Annotated in this window: 18 protein-coding genes, 2 rRNA genes and 1 pseudogene (1 of these 21 cut by a window edge); 11 read left to right on the top strand and 10 right to left on the bottom strand. The window is 54.7% G+C overall.

Annotated elements, in window-relative coordinates; translation table 11 throughout:
* The 3 genes from EL199_RS00680 to EL199_RS00670 form a co-directional block, all read left to right on the top strand.
* A 23S ribosomal RNA gene (locus tag EL199_RS00680) occupies positions 1-1,754 on the top strand (it extends 1,104 nt beyond the left edge of the window).
* A gap of 99 nt (positions 1,755-1,853) precedes the next feature.
* Positions 1,854-1,969: ribosomal RNA gene (gene rrf, locus EL199_RS00675) — 5S ribosomal RNA — on the top strand.
* Positions 1,970-2,118: 149 nt separating this feature from the next.
* Entirely contained in the window at positions 2,119-2,595 is a 477-nt protein-coding gene (locus tag EL199_RS00670; RefSeq protein WP_004140246.1) for a ComEA family DNA-binding protein, read from the top strand.
* A 274-nt stretch (positions 2,596-2,869) separates the two neighbouring features.
* On the opposite strand, the pseudogene EL199_RS00665 reads toward EL199_RS00670, so the two are convergent.
* Positions 2,870-3,389 (bottom strand): annotated as a pseudogene (locus tag EL199_RS00665) (IS3 family transposase); the annotation flags it as partial.
* A gap of 260 nt (positions 3,390-3,649) precedes the next feature.
* On the opposite strand from EL199_RS00665, the gene EL199_RS00660 reads away from it, so the two are divergent.
* Positions 3,650-4,147: a hypothetical protein gene (locus EL199_RS00660; RefSeq protein WP_004142665.1), complete on the top strand. Its 498-nt coding sequence runs from the start codon at positions 3,650-3,652 to the stop codon at positions 4,145-4,147.
* An 18-nt stretch (positions 4,148-4,165) separates the two neighbouring features.
* Positions 4,166-4,543 (top strand): hypothetical protein, encoded by a 378-nt coding sequence (locus tag EL199_RS00655; RefSeq protein ID WP_126315939.1) that lies wholly within the window; start codon positions 4,166-4,168, stop codon positions 4,541-4,543.
* Positions 4,544-5,036: 493 nt separating this feature from the next.
* On the opposite strand, the gene EL199_RS00650 is transcribed toward EL199_RS00655, so the two are convergent.
* The 5 genes from EL199_RS00650 to EL199_RS00630 all read right to left on the bottom strand — a co-directional run bounded on the left by EL199_RS00650 (position 5,037) and on the right by EL199_RS00630 (position 8,834).
* The gene (locus tag EL199_RS00650; protein WP_004142679.1) at positions 5,037-5,843 is read right to left on the bottom strand and encodes a cysteine ABC transporter substrate-binding protein; all 807 of its coding nucleotides are present in this window, start codon (positions 5,841-5,843) and stop codon (positions 5,037-5,039) included.
* Entirely contained in the window at positions 5,840-6,586 is a 747-nt protein-coding gene (locus tag EL199_RS00645) for an amino acid ABC transporter ATP-binding protein (RefSeq protein ID WP_004142689.1), read from the bottom strand. Before EL199_RS00645 ends, EL199_RS00650 begins: the two co-directional genes overlap by 4 nt.
* Positions 6,583-7,230, bottom strand: coding sequence for an amino acid ABC transporter permease (locus tag EL199_RS00640; protein ID WP_004142691.1), 648 nt, complete (start codon positions 7,228-7,230; stop codon positions 6,583-6,585). The genes EL199_RS00645 and EL199_RS00640 overlap by 4 nt, the downstream gene beginning before the upstream one ends.
* Positions 7,220-7,879 carry an amino acid ABC transporter permease gene (locus tag EL199_RS00635; RefSeq protein WP_004142693.1) on the bottom strand — a complete coding sequence of 220 codons (660 nt, stop codon included), beginning with the start codon at positions 7,877-7,879 and terminating at the stop codon, positions 7,220-7,222. Before EL199_RS00635 ends, EL199_RS00640 begins: the two co-directional genes overlap by 11 nt.
* Before the next feature lie 178 nt (positions 7,880-8,057).
* Positions 8,058-8,834, bottom strand: coding sequence for an exodeoxyribonuclease III (locus EL199_RS00630; RefSeq protein WP_004142695.1), 777 nt, complete (start codon positions 8,832-8,834; stop codon positions 8,058-8,060).
* A 132-nt stretch (positions 8,835-8,966) separates the two neighbouring features.
* On the opposite strand from EL199_RS00630, the gene EL199_RS00625 reads away from it, so the two are divergent.
* The 6 genes from EL199_RS00625 to EL199_RS00600 all read left to right on the top strand — a co-directional run bounded on the left by EL199_RS00625 (position 8,967) and on the right by EL199_RS00600 (position 13,805).
* Positions 8,967-9,800: a transferrin-binding protein-like solute binding protein gene (locus tag EL199_RS00625; RefSeq protein WP_004142696.1), complete on the top strand. Its 834-nt coding sequence runs from the start codon at positions 8,967-8,969 to the stop codon at positions 9,798-9,800.
* Between the two features lie 201 nt (positions 9,801-10,001).
* Positions 10,002-10,661, top strand: a complete 660-nt coding sequence (gene pyrE, locus EL199_RS00620) for an orotate phosphoribosyltransferase (protein ID WP_040355987.1) — start codon at positions 10,002-10,004, stop codon at positions 10,659-10,661.
* Between the two features lie 199 nt (positions 10,662-10,860).
* A complete protein-coding gene (gene trxA / locus EL199_RS00615; RefSeq protein ID WP_004142698.1) occupies positions 10,861-11,184 on the top strand; it encodes a thioredoxin in 324 nt (107 codons plus the stop codon).
* 57 nt (positions 11,185-11,241) lie between these two features.
* On the top strand, positions 11,242-12,504 hold the full coding sequence (gene rho / locus EL199_RS00610) for a transcription termination factor Rho (RefSeq protein WP_004142699.1): 1,263 nt from the start codon (positions 11,242-11,244) through the stop codon (positions 12,502-12,504).
* Between the two features lie 21 nt (positions 12,505-12,525).
* On the top strand, positions 12,526-13,347 hold the full coding sequence (locus tag EL199_RS00605) for a DNA ligase (RefSeq protein WP_004142700.1): 822 nt from the start codon (positions 12,526-12,528) through the stop codon (positions 13,345-13,347).
* A complete protein-coding gene (locus EL199_RS00600; protein ID WP_004142701.1) occupies positions 13,344-13,805 on the top strand; it encodes a chorismate--pyruvate lyase family protein in 462 nt (153 codons plus the stop codon). Before EL199_RS00605 ends, EL199_RS00600 begins: the two co-directional genes overlap by 4 nt.
* A 252-nt stretch (positions 13,806-14,057) precedes the next feature.
* Here the strand turns inward: EL199_RS00600 and EL199_RS13440 are convergent, their stop codons facing one another.
* The 4 genes from EL199_RS13440 to EL199_RS00575 all read right to left on the bottom strand — a co-directional run bounded on the left by EL199_RS13440 (position 14,058) and on the right by EL199_RS00575 (position 16,492).
* Entirely contained in the window at positions 14,058-14,453 is a 396-nt protein-coding gene (locus EL199_RS13440; RefSeq protein WP_391527312.1) for a Card1-like endonuclease domain-containing protein, read from the bottom strand.
* 163 nt (positions 14,454-14,616) lie between these two features.
* Positions 14,617-14,946 carry a PDDEXK family nuclease gene (locus EL199_RS13435; RefSeq protein WP_269471353.1) on the bottom strand — a complete coding sequence of 110 codons (330 nt, stop codon included), beginning with the start codon at positions 14,944-14,946 and terminating at the stop codon, positions 14,617-14,619.
* Positions 14,943-15,191: a Card1-like endonuclease domain-containing protein gene (locus EL199_RS13430; protein ID WP_004142704.1), complete on the bottom strand. Its 249-nt coding sequence runs from the start codon at positions 15,189-15,191 to the stop codon at positions 14,943-14,945. Before EL199_RS13430 ends, EL199_RS13435 begins: the two co-directional genes overlap by 4 nt.
* A gap of 170 nt (positions 15,192-15,361) precedes the next feature.
* Positions 15,362-16,492, bottom strand: coding sequence for a Card1-like endonuclease domain-containing protein (locus EL199_RS00575; protein ID WP_004142706.1), 1,131 nt, complete (start codon positions 16,490-16,492; stop codon positions 15,362-15,364).
* Positions 16,493-16,499 lie beyond the last annotated feature (7 nt).

Here is a 16,499-nt window from a genome sequence, read left to right as displayed (position 1 = left end):
CGCGGAAGATTTACCGGGGCTAAACTGTCTACCGAAGCTGCGGATTTGCATGAAGATGCAAGTGGTAGGGGAGCGTTGTGTAAGCCGAAGAAGGTGTGTTGAGAAGCATGCTGGAGGTATCACAAGTGCGAATGCTGACATGAGTAACGATAATGCGGGTGAAAAACCCGCACACCGAAAACCCAAGGTTTCCTGCGCAACGCTAATCGGCGCAGGGTGAGTCGGCCCCTAAGGCGAGGCGGAAACGCGTAGTCGATGGGAAACAGGTTAATATTCCTGTACTGATCATAATTGCGATGGGGGGACGGAGAAAGCTAGGCCAGCACACTGTTGGATGTGTGTTTAAGCGCGTAGGTTGGGGACTTAGGCAAATCCGGGTTCCTAAGACTGAAACGTGATGACGAGTTTCTACGGAAACGAAGTGGTTGATGCTCTGCTTCCAGGAAAAGCCTCTAAGCTTCAGATTATGACAACCGTACCCCAAACCGACACAGGTGGGTAGGAAGAGAATTCCAAGGTGCTTGAGAGAACTCGGGTAAAGGAACTCGGCAAAATGATACCGTAACTTCGGGATAAGGTATGCCTCTGATAGTGAATAGCTGTTGGAGGCCGCAGAGAATAGGCCGCTGCGACTGTTTATCAAAAACACAGCACTCTGCAAACACGCAAGTGGACGTATAGGGTGTGACGCCTGCCCGGTGCCGGAAGGTTAATTGATGGGGTGCAAGCTCTTGATCGAAGCCCCGGTAAACGGCGGCCGTAACTATAACGGTCCTAAGGTAGCGAAATTCCTTGTCGGGTAAGTTCCGACCTGCACGAATGGCGTAACGATGGCGGCGCTGTCTCTACCCGAGACTCAGTGAAGTTGAAATCGCTGTGAAGATGCAGTGTACCCGCGGCAAGACGGAAAGACCCCGTGAACCTTCACTACAGCTTGACACTGAACATTGAAATAAGTTGCATAGGATAGGTGGGAGGCTTTGAAGCAGAGACTCTGGTTTCTGTGGAGCCGACCTTGAAATACCACCCTGCTTATTTTGATGTTCTAACGTAGACCCGTAATCCGGGTTGCAGACAGTGTCTGGTGGGTAGTTTGACTGGGGCGGTCTCCTCCCAAAGAGTAACGGAGGAGTGCGAAGGTGGGCTCGGTGCGGTCGGAAATCGCACCAAGAGTGCAAAGGCAGAAGCCCGCTTAACTGCGAGACAGACAAGTCGAGCAGATACGAAAGTAGGTCTTAGTGATCCGGTGGTTCTGAATGGAAGGGCCATCGCTCAACGGATAAAAGGTACTCCGGGGATAACAGGCTGATTCCTCCCAAGAGTCCATATCGACGGAGGAGTTTGGCACCTCGATGTCGGCTCATCACATCCTGGGGCTGTAGCAGGTCCCAAGGGTATGGCTGTTCGCCATTTAAAGTGGTACGCGAGCTGGGTTCAGAACGTCGTGAGACAGTTCGGTCCCTATCTGCCGTGGGCGTTGGAGATTTGAGGGAAGCTGTTCTTAGTACGAGAGGACCGGAATGGACGAACCTCTGGTGTACCGGTTGTCACGCCAGTGGCACAGCCGGGTAGCTATGTTCGGAAGGGATAACCGCTGAAAGCATCTAAGCGGGAAGCCCCTCCCAAGATAAGATCTCCCTAGACCTTAAAGGTCTCTAAAGATCCGTTGAAGACTACGACGTTGATAGGCTCCATGTGGAAGTGTAGTAATACATGCAGCTAAGGAGTACTAATTGATCGTGAGGCTTGATCATACAACGCTCAAGTTATTTTGAGCTGCTCAGAAGTTGAGGCGAAAAGAATTACGCGAATCTGATGCAAAGCATCAGAGGGAATTGAATGTAACCGGTTTTCCTGACGGCCATAGAGCTGTGGCACCACCTGAACCCATGCCGAACTCAGAAGTGAAACGCAGCATCGCCGATGGTAGTGTGGGGCTTCCCCATGTGAGAGTAGGACACTGTCAGGTTTTAATACAAAGCCTCCGGGAAACCGGAGGCTTTTTCTTTATACCATCTAGAGGTTTTTGTTGATTCGGCGGGGCAGGATATGCCAGAATGGCTTGGCGTCCAGGAAACGGACGCATTTAATCCATTTTTTACATGCGAGGAATGAACCATGCTGAAAACCATCAAAGTCTTGCTGATGAGCGCAATCTTGGGACTGTCCACAGCTGCTTTGGCTGTAGTGGATATCAACGCGGCAAACCAGGAAGAATTACAAACATTGAAAGGTATTGGTGCCAAGAAGGCCGCAGATATCATTGCCTATCGCGAAGCGCACGGTGGTTTTAAAAACGTGGAAGAACTGCTCAATGTCAAGGGAGTAGGTAAGGCAACGTTGGAAAAACTGCGTAGTGAAATCGTAGTTGAAGGTGACAAGGGCGTGGCGGTAGAGCAAGCCAAATCCGCAGGAGTTGAAGATAAAGGCGGAGAAGCAGATAAAGCGGCAGCGACAGAGAAGGCAGGGAAGGGCAAGGCTGTGAAGGCAGTCGAAGACAAGGCCGCGACTGACGCGAAAAATACGGAAGGCAAGGGGAAAGAAAAAGTCTCCAAAGCGAAGAAGGCTACCGAGGCTGCTGACAAGGGTAATTAAGTCTTAGCCGTCTCGCGGAAATTAAAGGCCAACGAGTCGTTGGCCTTTCCTTTGTATAGACATGATATAAGTCCGACGGTCGTAGATATAGCATTTATCTAAAGCGTTGTATGGTGCTGTATGGCTATAACCATCCGACTAAAGCTCATATTAAGGCGCTCCGCTGAAAACTATGCCATAGATACCATTAGCATCGTCAAATCATTTAGCAGTTCCCGCCCTGCATAGCTGGGTTAAACGGCTTGCCAGATGCTAACATCGCCTGAGCAATGGCAATCACTTCCGTCTTGTACAGGCCAATGATGCTTTCCGCCAGTGCGTTATCGTAGGAATCGCCAGTCGTACCTGCTGAGGCTTTCACCCCCGCTTCTCCCACTCTCGCGCTGTAACATAGCGACAGGTACTGACTGCCACGGTCGCTGTGGTGGGTGAGTCCGCCCAGCATCCCGTGCGCGTGTAGCGCCTGCTCCAGCGCGTCAAATACCAGCGTCGTTTCCATGCTGCTCATCACCCGCCAGCCGACGATATAACGGCTGTACACGTCAATAACGAAGGCCGTGTAAACAAAGCCACTACGTGTCGGCACGTAGGTGAAGTCCGCCACCCAAAGCCGATTGGGGCGGCTCGCGCTGAAGTCGCGTTTGACCAGGTCCGGTAGCGCTGGGCATCCCTCGCTGAGCGTGCTGCGCTTGCCCTTGCCGCGCCATACCTTGCAAACAGGCGCGGCACATCAGCCTTTCAACCGTGCCATGCGCCATCTTGATGCCCTCGCGCAGTAGCTGTTGCCACACCTTGCGCGTCTCGGAAAAGCTAACATCATCATGGAAACCACCTATTTTGGCCGCGGTTTCGGCGTGATGGTGCTGATGGATAGCATCAGCCAGCAGGCTCTGTCCGTCGATGAAGTCAAACACGAAACTACGTCCTCTATACTGAGGCTGAAATTAAGGTAGATGAACAGAATGTTCTGCGAAGGATAAAGGCGGAGCGCTATAATGATGCGGTGTTTCGCTGATACTACTGTAACTTATGACGCTTAAATTGCCACTTGTGATTGCTTTTCCTCGTCCTTATTGCCGTTTTTTTGCTTTCGCTGGGCTGTGCCGTATTTTTTGGTTGGCTTTTTGTTCAAACTATGTTGCTAAATGCCAAACCTTTAGAGGGAATAGAAGGCGAATTTATCGAGATACTATTACTTCTGCTGTTGCTTCTACTATTACTGGTCTTGTTTGCATACGCTTGCTATCTAAATTATCGTTATGCCAAATTTATTTTGCAGCGCGAGTTTATACGGTTGGAAGCGAAAGGGTTGACGATTTGGCATCGTGCACTGGGACATCTGGAACCATTGTTCATTCCGTGGTCAGCCATGCTGGATGTTTGGGTAGATGAGGTTTATAAATATAAATACGACTGTTTTTTGGTGTTAGTCTGGCGCGAAGAAGGTGATTTCAGTTATATGGATCGTGCAGCATCTGTGATGCTGTTAATGAATAGTGTCATATTCCATGATGCTGATGGAAATGAAATAGGTGGTAAAGCGCTGGCTTAGTTGTTGTCCTCGCAGATTGTGGCTGAAATAAAACCTGCCCGCCCAATTCTCACTTTGGATGCGGCACAATTACCTGATGATTTTCAGGAGAAATGGTATTTCGGCACGAGTGGCATTGTGATGGATTGTCTGATTTTTTTGATATTTGGGGGTATTTTGGCCGCTATTGTCATCGCCTTGTTTCTCTCTCTGTTTTTGGCGACATTTAATGAACCGGGTGACATGCATGCCGTCATTATCATGATGTTTTTCATGATGCTGTTGTTCGCTATTATGTTGCATGTTTCCATGGATTCTATTAGAAATTGGATTTCGGATATAAAATTGAGAAGTTATATACGCGAAGTTATATACGCTTTGATCAACAAGGATTGCATTATTGGTACTATGGTATGAAGCCGGGGAGCGAAGAAACTATTCTCTGGGAATCTATAAACTATGCAGGAAAGGTATGCAGATCGAATCACCGAGGTGGATATAATTGCTTTCTTTATTTTCTTTGGGTGCCGCGTCCAGATACCAGCTGTTTTCGCAAGACGATATTTAACACCAGTAAACCGCTTTTTGGCTCTGATAGTAGCCGCGAAGTCACAAAAAGGTTGTTGGCGACCATTCGTAAATACAGCCCAAATATGGGCAAATATGATTTTTTGCTGGAATTGTCAATGAATGTATTTGAGCCTAGAGATAGAGATTTTTGTGAATGACTAAAGGCATAATTAAGAAAGTCGTAGTTGTTCCGTTTCATAGGGGCAAGTATTGCCTGCGACGCTTTATGAAGTGCATTTTGGCGTGTTGTACTTTGTTTGGCTATTCAGCGAAATGTAGATGGCTCTCGAGGTAAAAAGCAAAAGCCCGCATCGCGGGCTTTTGCCGTAAAGGCAACGGTTTATTTTGTCTCGACCAGAATGTCTTTTGCAGGAACGTCGTCGCCGAAAACGGGCTTCAGAGTTTTTTCATACGCCGCCTGCATCGCGCCGTTTTGGTTCATCGCGTCGATTTGTTCATCCAGCCAGGCGTGCAGCGCGTCGTCGCCTTTGGCAACCGCCGGCGCGATGAAATCGTCTTCGCCGATGCGGGTGATGCCGACACTGTAGCCGGGATGCTCTTTCGCCCAGGCGAGCAGCAGGGTGTTGTCGTGGGCGAGCGCGTCGCCACGGCCATCAAGCAGGGCGTTGAAGGTTTCGGTGTTTTGGTCGTATTTCAGGCTTTTGATGTCGCGGTGTTCTTTGCTGAAGTAGCGGTCGGCGGTGGTGCCTTTGTTCAAAAGCAGGGTTTTGTCTTTCAGTTCGTCGATGCTTTTGATGGGCGCTTTGTCCGGCGAGACGACGCCGAGCGCGACTTTCATATACGGTTTGGCGTAATCCACTACTTTGGCGCGCTCCGGGGTAACGGTGAAGTTGGCAAGGATGATGTCCACTTTGTTGGAGCGCAGGTATTCGACGCGGTTCGCTGCTTCTACCAGCACGAATTTGGCTTTGGCTTCGTCGCCGAGCAGTTGTTTGGTGAGGTAGCGGCCGATTTCGACGTCAAAGCCCTGCGAGACGCCGTTGGCATCCACATAGCCAAAGGGCGGCTTGTCGCTGAAGACGCCGATGCGCACTTCGCCTTTGGCTTTGAGTTCGTCCGGGGTGGCGGCGAAGGCGGGGATGGCGCTTGCCGCGAGCAGGGCGGCGAGGATGGCGGTTTTTTTCATGTGTACTCCTGGTAGTGCATGAGGTTGAGAAAAGCCTGCGCCCGCGCGCTGGCGGGTGCGGTGAAGAAGGATTCCGGCGCGCTTTCTTCGATGATTTCGCCGTGGTCCATAAAGAGGATGCGGTCAGCGACTTTGCGCGCAAAGCCCATTTCGTGGGTAACGATGAGCATGGTCATGCCGTCGGCGGCGAGCTCCAGCACCACGTCCAGCACTTCGCGCACCATTTCCGGGTCAAGCGCGGCGGTGATTTCGTCAAGCAAGAGCAGGTTCGGGTTAAGGCAAAGGGCGCGGACGATGGCGATGCGCTGCTTTTGCCCGCCGGAGAGTTCGCGCGGCCAGGCGTTTTTGCGCTCGTAGAGGCCGATGCGTTGCAGGAGGCGGTCGGCCTGCGCTTCCACTTCGGCGCGCGCGCGTTTTTGCGCTTTTAACGGGCCGAGGAGGATGTTGTCGATGACGCTCAAATGGTTAAACAGCTCATAGCTTTGGAAAACCATGCCGATGTGCTGCCTTGCTGCGTGCCAGCTGATGTCCTGCCCCAGCACGCCATGACCTTGCAGGGCAATCGTGCCGCCCTGGATGGGTTCCAGACCGTTAATGCAGCGCAGCAGCGTACTTTTGCCGCAGCCGGACGGGCCGAGCAGCACCACCACTTCGCCGCTTTGCACTTCGAGGTTGATGCCGCGCAGGGCGTGCGTTGCGCCGTAGAACTTGTCGATATGGGCGAGGGTCAAAAGCGCGCTCATGGCGTCCGCTCCAGGCGCGCGGCAAGCAGCGACAGCGGGTAACACAGCAAGAAATAAAGCATGAACAAAATCCCGTAAATCCAGTAAGACGCCCAGGGGTGCAGCTCAATCACCTGCTGCGCCACCTTGACCACATCCACCACGCCGATGAGCGCCGCCAGCGCGGTGGTCTTAATCATCCGCGTCAGCAGATTGACCACGCCGGGCAGGACGCGGCGCACACTCTGCGGCAGCAACACATAGCGAAACACCTGCGCCGGGCTAAGGCCGATGGCAAGCGCCGTCTCGCGCTGGTGCGGGTCGATGGAAACCAGCGCGCCGCGCACCAAATCACCCATCTCGGCGATGCCCCACAGGCTGAACACCAAAATGCAGACGCTATACGCCTGCCAATGCCAGCCAAACCAGGCGGCGAGGCCGAAATAAAAAATATAGAGCAGCACCAGCACCGGCATGAAGCGAATGAACTCCAGATACGCACGGCAGAGGAAGCGCAAAAAGCGGTTTGGCAGGGTCATCAGCACGCCGAGCAAGACGCCGCCGGCGAGCGAAACCAGCATCGCGGCCAGCGAAATGGCGAGCGTAACGCCCGCGCCTTGCAACAGCCGCCAGCCGTAGGCGAGCCAGGGAAAATCAGCGCCCATAGGCCGCCCTCCGTACCCGTCGCTCCAGCCACGGCGCGGCGACAATCACCGGCAGTAAAATGCTGGCATAGCCAAGCACCAGCAAAAATAGCGCCTCGTTGGTCTTGTAATCCAGGCCAATCAACTCCTTGCTGACATTGAGCAGCTCCACCACCGCCAGCACGCCAACCACGGACGTTTCCTTGATTAAAAACAGCGTATTGGCGACCAGCGCCGGAATGGAGGCGGCGAGCGACTGCGGAAAAATCACATAAAGAAACGCCTGCGCGGGCGTCAGGCCGACGGCCAGCGCCGCCTCGCCCTGCACCCGGCTTACCGCGGCGATGCCGCCACGGAAGGCTTCTGCCATATACGCCGCGCCGAGAAAAGTGAGACCAATCACGCCGCAGGCAAAGCCGGACAAGCGAATGCCGAACTTCGGCAGGCCGTAATACAAGAAAAACAACTGCACCAGCAACGGTGTATTGCGCGACAACTCAATATAAGCGCGGCAGACAGGCGCAAAAAACGGCAGGCGGTACACCACCGCGATACAAACCAGCAAACCGAAAACGAGCGACAGCGCCACACCCCACAGCGAAAGCTGGAGCGTTTGCCACGTTGCCGCCACGTACTGCGGCAACACCTCGCGAAGATAGGAAAAATCCATGTGCGTCAGCCAGAAAAAAGGAGCGCCATTATCGTGGGCGCTCCCGTGCGGGAAAAATCACTTTTCGCGATGCGCTCATAACCGCGGGTTATGAGGCGGTTTGTCACCGCGATAGCATTTGATTTAGCGCGACGTGGTACGGGTATGGAAAGTCGCCGTACCGCGTGCGTGCGTTTCTTCAATATTCCAAGCCGCGATAAGTCAGGATGAGCGGTGCGTGGTCGGAGAAGTTTTCATCGGTGTAAACGCTGGCGCTTTCCACCTGTCCAGCGAGATTTTGGCTGATGATGTGGTAGTCAATGCGCCAACCGACGTTATTGGCGCGCGCGTTGCCGCGTTGGCTCCACCAGGTGTATTGCTCGGCGTCGGGATGGACGAGGCGGAAGGCGTCGCGGAATTCGCCGGCGAACAAATCGGTCAGCCACGCGCGCTCTTGCGGGAGGAAGCCGCTGTTTTTCAGGTTGCCCTTCCAGTTTTTCAGGTCTTTTTCGGTGTGGGCGATGTTGATGTCGCCGCAGAGGATGAGGCGCTCGCCCGCCGCTGCCCGCGCGTTCAGCCACGGCGCCAGTTTCGCCATAAAGGCTTCTTTTTTGGCTTGACGCTCCTCGCCGCTGGTGCCGCTGTGCATATAAAGGCTGATGAGCGAAAAACCGGGGTAGCGCGCCTCCAGATAGCGGCCTTCGCTGTCGATTTCCGCCCAGCCGATGCCGTGCTGCACCGCCTGCGGCGGGTGTTTCAGGTACAAGGCGACGCCGCTGTAGCCCTTCTTTTCCGCGTCGTGATAGTGGTTGTGGGCAAAGGGAAAATAGGTGGCGTCGCCTTCCAGTTGCGGCAGTTGCGCCTTGGTTTCCTGGATACAGACAGCGTCGGCGTCTTGCGCGTTGAGCCATTGGAAGAAGCCCTTGCGCGCGGCGGCACGGATGCCGTTGGCGTTGAATGTGATGATTTTGAACATGTTTTCTAATCCTGGGATGCGTGGGGCGCGCAGTATATCAAGAGGCGTAATTGCCGATGCCGTGGGCGATAAAGTCCGTTAAAATTGCCCGCGCCCGCAAGGGCGTTTTTTGTTTAATTAAAGGAATGTTTTATGAAGAAATCCATACTGACGGTTTTCGTTTCTGCCGCGGCACTCACCCTTTCTGCATGCGGGGGTGGCGGCGATGACGATACGCAACCGGTGGATCCCAAGGCGACTTCCAGTGTCCCGAACCAGGCAAATTCATCTGGCAATGTGAATCAGCCAAGCCAACCGGCGAATACGGGCAAGCAAACGACCGCTGCTGCGGGCGCCGCTTTTTTCGCTGACCAGAACGATTTGACGACCGCCCGCCCCATCGGCGTCAGCGGCGACCGCGATTCGGTCATTTCCATTAACGGCCACAATATTACCGTTGCCCGTCCGGAGTTTGAGGATCAGAATTTCGGGACAACATCCGATGACGGCAAAACCCGCACGATTACCAACGGCCGCAACATCATGAGCTATGTCCGCTTCGGCTTCCATACGGAATTTGGCGGCGCGGGCAACGGCAAACAGCATTATGTGTTCGCCCTCGGCGACCCGACCCCCACCGACAAGATGCCCACTTCCGGCGATACTTACTACATCGGCCTCAGCACCTTCGCGATGGGCACCAACCCAGAATTCCGCACCGGTCTCTCCTCGTTCCATGTGAATTTCGACGAAAAAACCATTGACGGTGAAGTCTATGGCGACAGCCGCGTCAATCCCATCGGGCTGGGCGGCAAAATCAACGGCAATGCGTTCAGCGGCAGCAAAGACGGCGTGGAAATGCAGGGACATTTCTACGGCCCGCAGGCTGAACAGGTGGGCGGCATCTTCAAAGGCACCGCCACCGATATTCCGGGCATTGATGAACCCACACCGGTGATGGGTTCGTTCGGCGCGCGCAGACTGTAACCCGCCTTTGGCAGCCCGCCCGAAGGTTTACGGGCGGGTTTTTGCATCCGTTGGCTTATAGCAATCCCCCGAAAGCCTCATACGGTGTTGCGTCGCTTCGCCGTACAACCGCGTACTGTCTTCAGCGACGCGCCTTGTCTGAGGCTTTCGGTGTATCGCTATACATGATGATTTTGAAACTGTTTTTTGAGGTGAATGATGCTGGCAGCCTATCAGAAAGATTTTTTGCGCGCGGCGCTTGCGGTTGCGGCGCTGAAGTTTGGTGATTTCACGCTGAAATCAGGGCGGCAAAGCCCGTATTTCTTCAACGCGGGCGCCTTTGCCAGCGGCGAGGCGCTGACGGTGATGGCGCGCGCCTATGCGGCAACCGTCCTGCGTCTGCGCGAAGCAGGCATCCATTTTGACGCGCTCTACGGCCCCGCTTACAAAGGCATCCCGCTGGTAGCGGCGGTGGCAGTCATACTGCACGCCGAACACGGCCTGTCGTTGCCGTGGACGTTCAACCGCAAGGAAGCGAAAGACCACGGCGAGGGCGGCACACTGGTCGGCGCGCCGCTTACGGGCAAGCGCGTGCTGATTTTGGATGACGTGCTGACCGCCGGAACCGCCATCCGCGAATCGCTTGCTGTGCTGCGCGCGGCTGACGCTGCGCCGGTTGCGGTCGTGGTCGCGCTCGACCGCCAGGAAACCGTTGATGGCGGCGACACCGCGCTCGCCCGCTTGGCGCAAACCGAGCAATTAACCACCGCCGCCGTCGTCACCCTCGACGACCTTTTGCAGTTCATCGGCGACGACACGACCCTCGCCGTGCACCTGCCGGCGATGCAGGAATACCGCCGTCGCTACGGCGCGGGCAGATAAAAAAATTTTTTATCGCCGGAATTTAAGCAAGACAGTAGGAAATAAGCGGCGAAGCGGCTATACTGCGCGCCGCTTTCCCGCCGCGCGCTCGCGCGGTTCTTCTATACCCGCCGAACCGAATCCCCTCATCCTTCCAAACTGCCGCGATGCAACATCGCAGCCGATTCGCCGTTCGTGCATATCCAAACTGGAGAAATACATGAGTAAACCCATCGCCGTTGGCGAGGCCAACTTTCACGCCGAAGTTATCGCCTCTGCCGTTCCCGTGCTTGTCGATTTCTGGGCGACCTGGTGCGGTCCGTGCAAGGCCATCGCCCCCGAACTGGAAGCGCTTGCCGCCGAAACCGAAGGCAAGCTGAAAATCGTCAAAGTTGACGTAGATGCCAACAACGACCTTGCCGCCCAATACGGCATCCGCTCCATCCCGACGCTGCTCTTGTTCAAAAACGGCGAACTGGTGGACAACCACATTGGCCTGGCCAGCAAACAGGACTTGCTGAACTTCGTCCAATCACACATCTAAACCCATCTGCCCCCGCATCCCGCGGGGGCTCGCATATCCCGTCTGCATCCAACACGTATGAACCTCAGCGAACTAAAACAAAAAAGCTCCCAGGAAATCCTCGAACTCGCCGAATCCATGGGACTCGACGACATCTCCCGCAAACGCAAACAAGATCTCATCTTCAGCATCCTCAAAGCCCACGCCAAAGGCGGCGAAGAAATCAGCGGCGACGGCACGCTCGAACTCCTCCAGGACGGCTACGGCTTCCTGCGCGCCGAAGTGAACTCCTACCAAGCGAACCCTGACGACATCTACGTCGCCCCCGGCCTCATCCGCCGCTGCAACCTGCGCACCGGCGACACCATCACCGGCAAAATCCGCCCGCCGAAAGAAAACGAACGCTACTTCGCGCTCACCAAAATCGACACCATCAACTACGACGAACGCGGCGCGGCGCGGCACAAAATCCCCTTTGAAAACCTGACCCCGCTGCACGCCGACGAAATGCTCAAACTCGAACTGGGCAACGGCAGCAGCGAAGACATCACCCCGCGCATGATTGACCTCATCGCGCCCATCGGCAAAGGCCAGCGCGGCCTCATCGTCTCGCCGCCAAAAGCGGGCAAAACCGTGATGCTACAAAACATCGCCCAATCCATCAGCCAAAACCACCCCGAGTGCTACCTCATCGTGCTGCTCATTGACGAGCGCCCGGAAGAAGTCACCGAAATGCAAAGAAGCGTCAGAGGCGAAGTCATCTCCTCCACCTTTGACGAACCGGCGCAGCGCCACGTGCAAGTCGCGGAAATGGTCATCGAAAAAGCCAAACGACTGGTCGAGCACAAAAAAGACGTCATCATCCTCTGCGACTCCATCACCCGTCTCGCCCGCGCCTACAACACCATCACCCCCGCCTCCAGCAAAATCCTGAGCGGTGGCGTGGATGCCAGCGCCCTGCAACGCCCCAAACGCTTCTTCGGCGCGGCACGCAACACCGAAGAAGCCGGCTCGCTCACCATAATCGCCACCGCCCTGATTGATACCGGCTCGAAAATGGACGAAGTCATCTACGAAGAATTCAAAGGCACGGGCAACATGGAAGTGCACCTGAACCGCCGCATCGCTGAAAAACGCATCTTCCCGGCAATCGACATCAACCCCTCCGGCACACGCCGCGAAGAACTGATGATTGACCCCGACGTCCTGCAAAAAACCTGGATACTGCGCAAAATCCTGCACCCGATGGACGAACTGCAAGCGAGCGAATTCCTGCTGGAACGCCTGAAAAACACCAAGACCAACGAAGAATTCTTCCAGTCGATGAAGAACGTCAAATAACGCGCGTGAGCATGACTTCCCATGAAGCCCGTCGCCCTAATCGCCTTCCTGCTCGCCACCACAAGCGCCCCCGCCGCCCCTGACCTCATCCTCGCCGAAACTTGGCAGGGACAGGACGTCCGCAGCTGGGCGATGAGCGAAAAACTCGACGGCGTGCGCGCCTACTGGGACGGCCACCAGCTCAACAGCCGCGCCGGTTACCCCTTTCAGCCACCCGCTGGATTCCTGGCCGACTACCCGCCGTGGCCACTGGACGGCGAACTGTACCGCGGCCGCGGCCAATTCGAAAACACCTCCGCCGCCGTGCGCGCCGCTGACGGCGACTGGAGTGGCATCCACCTGCACGTCTTCGACGTGCCGCAAGCCACGGGCGACCTCTACCAGCGTCTCGCCACCCTGGAACATTGGCTGCACGACCACCCGCAGGCGCGCATCCGCGTCATCGCACAAACGCCGGTCAAAAACCGCGAACACATCACCGCCGCACTGCAAACCATCGAACAACAAGGCGGCGAAGGACTGATGCTGCGCGAGCCCAACCAGCCCTACCGCGGCGGCCGCAGCCCGTACCTGCTTAAAGTCAAAAGCGCGCCGGACGCCGAATGCACCGTCATCGCCCACCACCCCGGCAAAGGCAAACACGCCGGACGCTTGGGCGCCATCACCTGCGAAAACGAGCATGGCCGCTTCCGCATCGGCAGCGGCTTTAGCGATGCCGAACGCGAACAGCCGCCCGCCATCGGCAGCACCATCACCTACCGCTACCGTGGCTTTACCCGCAAAGGCACGCCGCGTTTCGCCACCTACCTGCGCCCGCGCGCCGACACCCCGCCAGCACCATGAACACCGCTGCCTGCCGCACCATCTTGCACGCCACCGACTGGCACAGCGAAAACCTGCCGCCCCCGCCCGCGCAACGCGACTGGCTGCTGCACCGCGGCTCGCTTACCGCCAGACTGCGCCAGCATGGCGACATCCGCGTCCATATCGAACATGAAGGCTGGAGCGACGACCAGCCTCCCGTCTGGCAACGCGACGTCTGGCTAGCAGATCGCAATAACCGCTGGATTTACGCCGAAACCCGCATCCCGTCTGCGACCCTCGCCCGCGTCCGCCCGCTGCAAACCCTGGGCGCCGCCCCCATCGGTCCCTGGCTCTACCAACAAAACCCGCAGCGCCTCAGCCTGCATTGGCGCCACGACCCCGCCAGCGGCCTCTACGCCCGCCACAGTACCCTGCTCGTTCACGGCGGACCGCTGCATATCGCCGAACTCTTCCTCGCCGCCTTTCCCTGGCCATAAATAGAGATAGCAATTTATCCTAAACTCCATACTCTACAAAAGTCCGCTCTACTGCCTAGCGGGCGAATTGTCAAACCAAGTGCAACGCCTTTTCAAACGATACTTCATAAGGTGTCCCCCACTGCAAACACTTGCGCAGGCAGTCGTTCAATTTGTGCACGCGTTTCTCAATGTATTCAGTTGCACTTGGGTTGTAGATTCGTGGCAGCGGGAGGATGATTCGAATTGTAAACGCAGCTTGGCGGTTAGAGTTTATTGTTGCTTCCAATGTTCCAGATGTGCTTTTAAATTATGTAAGTCTTTTTCTTCGAATATTTTTATTTTCGCGCCTGTTGCACGATCGATAACAGATTGTGGAAGGCTGCGATAGGATATGAATGCCATTTGCGTGCGTAAGCCGCCCAGTTTTTTCAGGGTTTCTAGTTTGTATAGGGCGTCACGCGCCTTATCACGCTGTTTATTGTAATTAACGGTTTTGCATTCGAGGACGTAAAGAACATTGCGATAGAGTATGGCAACATCGATTTCGTTTTTTTCTTCGGTGTTTTCTTGCATACTATCTATTTTGATGTTCAGGGCGATGTCCTGTATTCCGGGAATTTCTTTGGCAAGTAGGAAGAAATATTCTTCAAACCAGGCGTCTTTTATGTATTGGAGTGAATCATTGTTATTAAAAATAATATTGTTGTTTTGTTCTTTGAGTAGTTGATTCTGGGAAAGGTATTTTAGTAGCTGGTTGAAGTTATAATAATGCCTTTCTTTTTTGAAGTTTGGGCTGTTTTTTTGTTCTGAGCCTTTGCTGATGATGTAGTTAAGGTGAGAAATTGCATCTGCATAAGTTTTTTGTTTTTTTTACCAACTCTTCGCCTATATGTTTCCGTGATGTGGGGATATCTCTTATTATTTTGCTTCCTGAGACAATTTGGTAGCCGTGCAGGTTCAGGTAATCTTCGATTTCCATTTTGGCGGGTTGTAGGGTATAGCGGCCGTTGCTGCCATCGAGGATAAGAATTTCGTTACTGTTGTCTGTAAAATAGAAAGCGGGAAAGCCAGCACTGCGGAATAGTTCAAATGCGGCAATTGCCATGAGTTTTGTTCCTCCGGTAACGTTGAGTGCTACGTCTTTTGTTTGCCCTCCTATTTGTCCAAGGAGTACAAGTATTTTTTTAGTTCTTCCATGTTGTAGGCGTTATCGATATTGATGATTTCTGGCTGTATTTGATAGCGCTTTTCTATAGTCCTTTTTAGTATTTCTGCTTTGGTTTGCATTTTTGGTGTGGTGAGCAGGAATACTTCTTTGGGGCGAAATTGGGTGTCCAATATGGGAACGTAGTTGGGGATGGGTTGGTCGGAGACGATACAAACGTGTGTTTTGAAGGTTTTCATGGAATGTTCCTGTGGATGATTTGGGCAGGTAAATATGGTAACGCTGGTGGGCTATTCGTCGTGTGTATTTTCGCCGCATTTTATAGTTATCCCCCTAAAGATTCATACGGCGTTGTTTCTTTAGGGGGATAGTTATAAATATGCCTCCGGTGCGGGCATGATTATGGCGTTTACCGCGTCATCCATTTTTTCAGCAGTGTCTTGAAGCCTTGCAGGTCTTTTTGTTCGATGATTTCGATGTTGGCGCCTTTGGCACGGTCGCGAGTTTCGCGCGGCAGTTCGCGGTAGGAGATGAAGGCGGTTTGGGTGCGCAGGCCGCCGAGTTTTTTCAGGGTTTCGAGTTTGTAGAGCGCGTTTTGGGTTTTTTCGTCCGCCTTGAGGTTGGCGGTTTTGCATTCGAGTACGAAGAGGACGTTGTGGCTCAGGATGGCGATGTCCAGTTCGTTGGGCTGGTGCGGGTTGCCCGCGTTTTCGATTTGGACGTTCAGCGCGATATCCTGGATGTCCGGCAGGCTGGCGGCGATGTGGTAGGTGTATTCTTCGAGCCAGCCGCCGCTGACGTAGCGCAGACTGTCTTCGTCGGCGAAGGTGATTTTGTCGCCGTCGGTTTTGAGCAGGCCGTGGCTGGCAAACAGGTCGAGGAGTTCGTTAAACGCGCCCCAGTTCTCGCTTTTGGCAAAGGTGAGGGTTTTGCGGTTTTTGCTGCGGCCTTCGCTGATGATGCCGTTCAGGGCGCTAATGGCTTGGGTGAAGTATTGCTGGCGCTGGATGAGTTCTTCGCCGATGGCTTGGCGTTCGCGCGGCACGCTGCGCTGTACTTGGTTGTTGGCGGCGATTTGGTAGCCGTGCAGACGCAGGTAGTCTTCGATTTTGATTTTCGGCGGTTGCAGGGTGAGGCGCTCGTTGTCATCGAGCAGCAGCACTTCGTTGCTGGTCGCGGTGAAGTAGAAGGTGGGGTAGCCCGCGTCGTGGAAGGTGCGGTAGGCGGCTATCGCCATCAGTTTGGTGCCGCCGGTAAGGTTCAGCGCGATGTTTTCTTTGGCTTCATCGAGCGCGATGAGTTCGCCCAGCACTTTGTCTTCCATTTCTTGCATGTCGTATTCGCTGGCGATGGCGATTTGCCGCGTTTTGACGCCGCAGCGAGTTTTCAGGGTTTGTTCGAGGGCTGCGGCTTTTTGTTGCATCTTCCCGGTCACGAGCAGGACGACTTCGCGCGGGCGAAAGGTGTTGTCCAGCACGGGAACGTAGTTGGGGATGGGTTGGTCGGAGACGATGCAGACGTGGATGTTGTATTTGGGCATGGGTTTT

The organism is Cardiobacterium hominis (assembly GCF_900637305.1).
Taxonomy (GTDB): Bacteria; Pseudomonadota; Gammaproteobacteria; order Cardiobacteriales; family Cardiobacteriaceae; genus Cardiobacterium; species Cardiobacterium hominis.
Note: the sequence above shows the minus strand (reverse complement) of the source record. Positions and strands in the feature narration are given on the sequence as shown.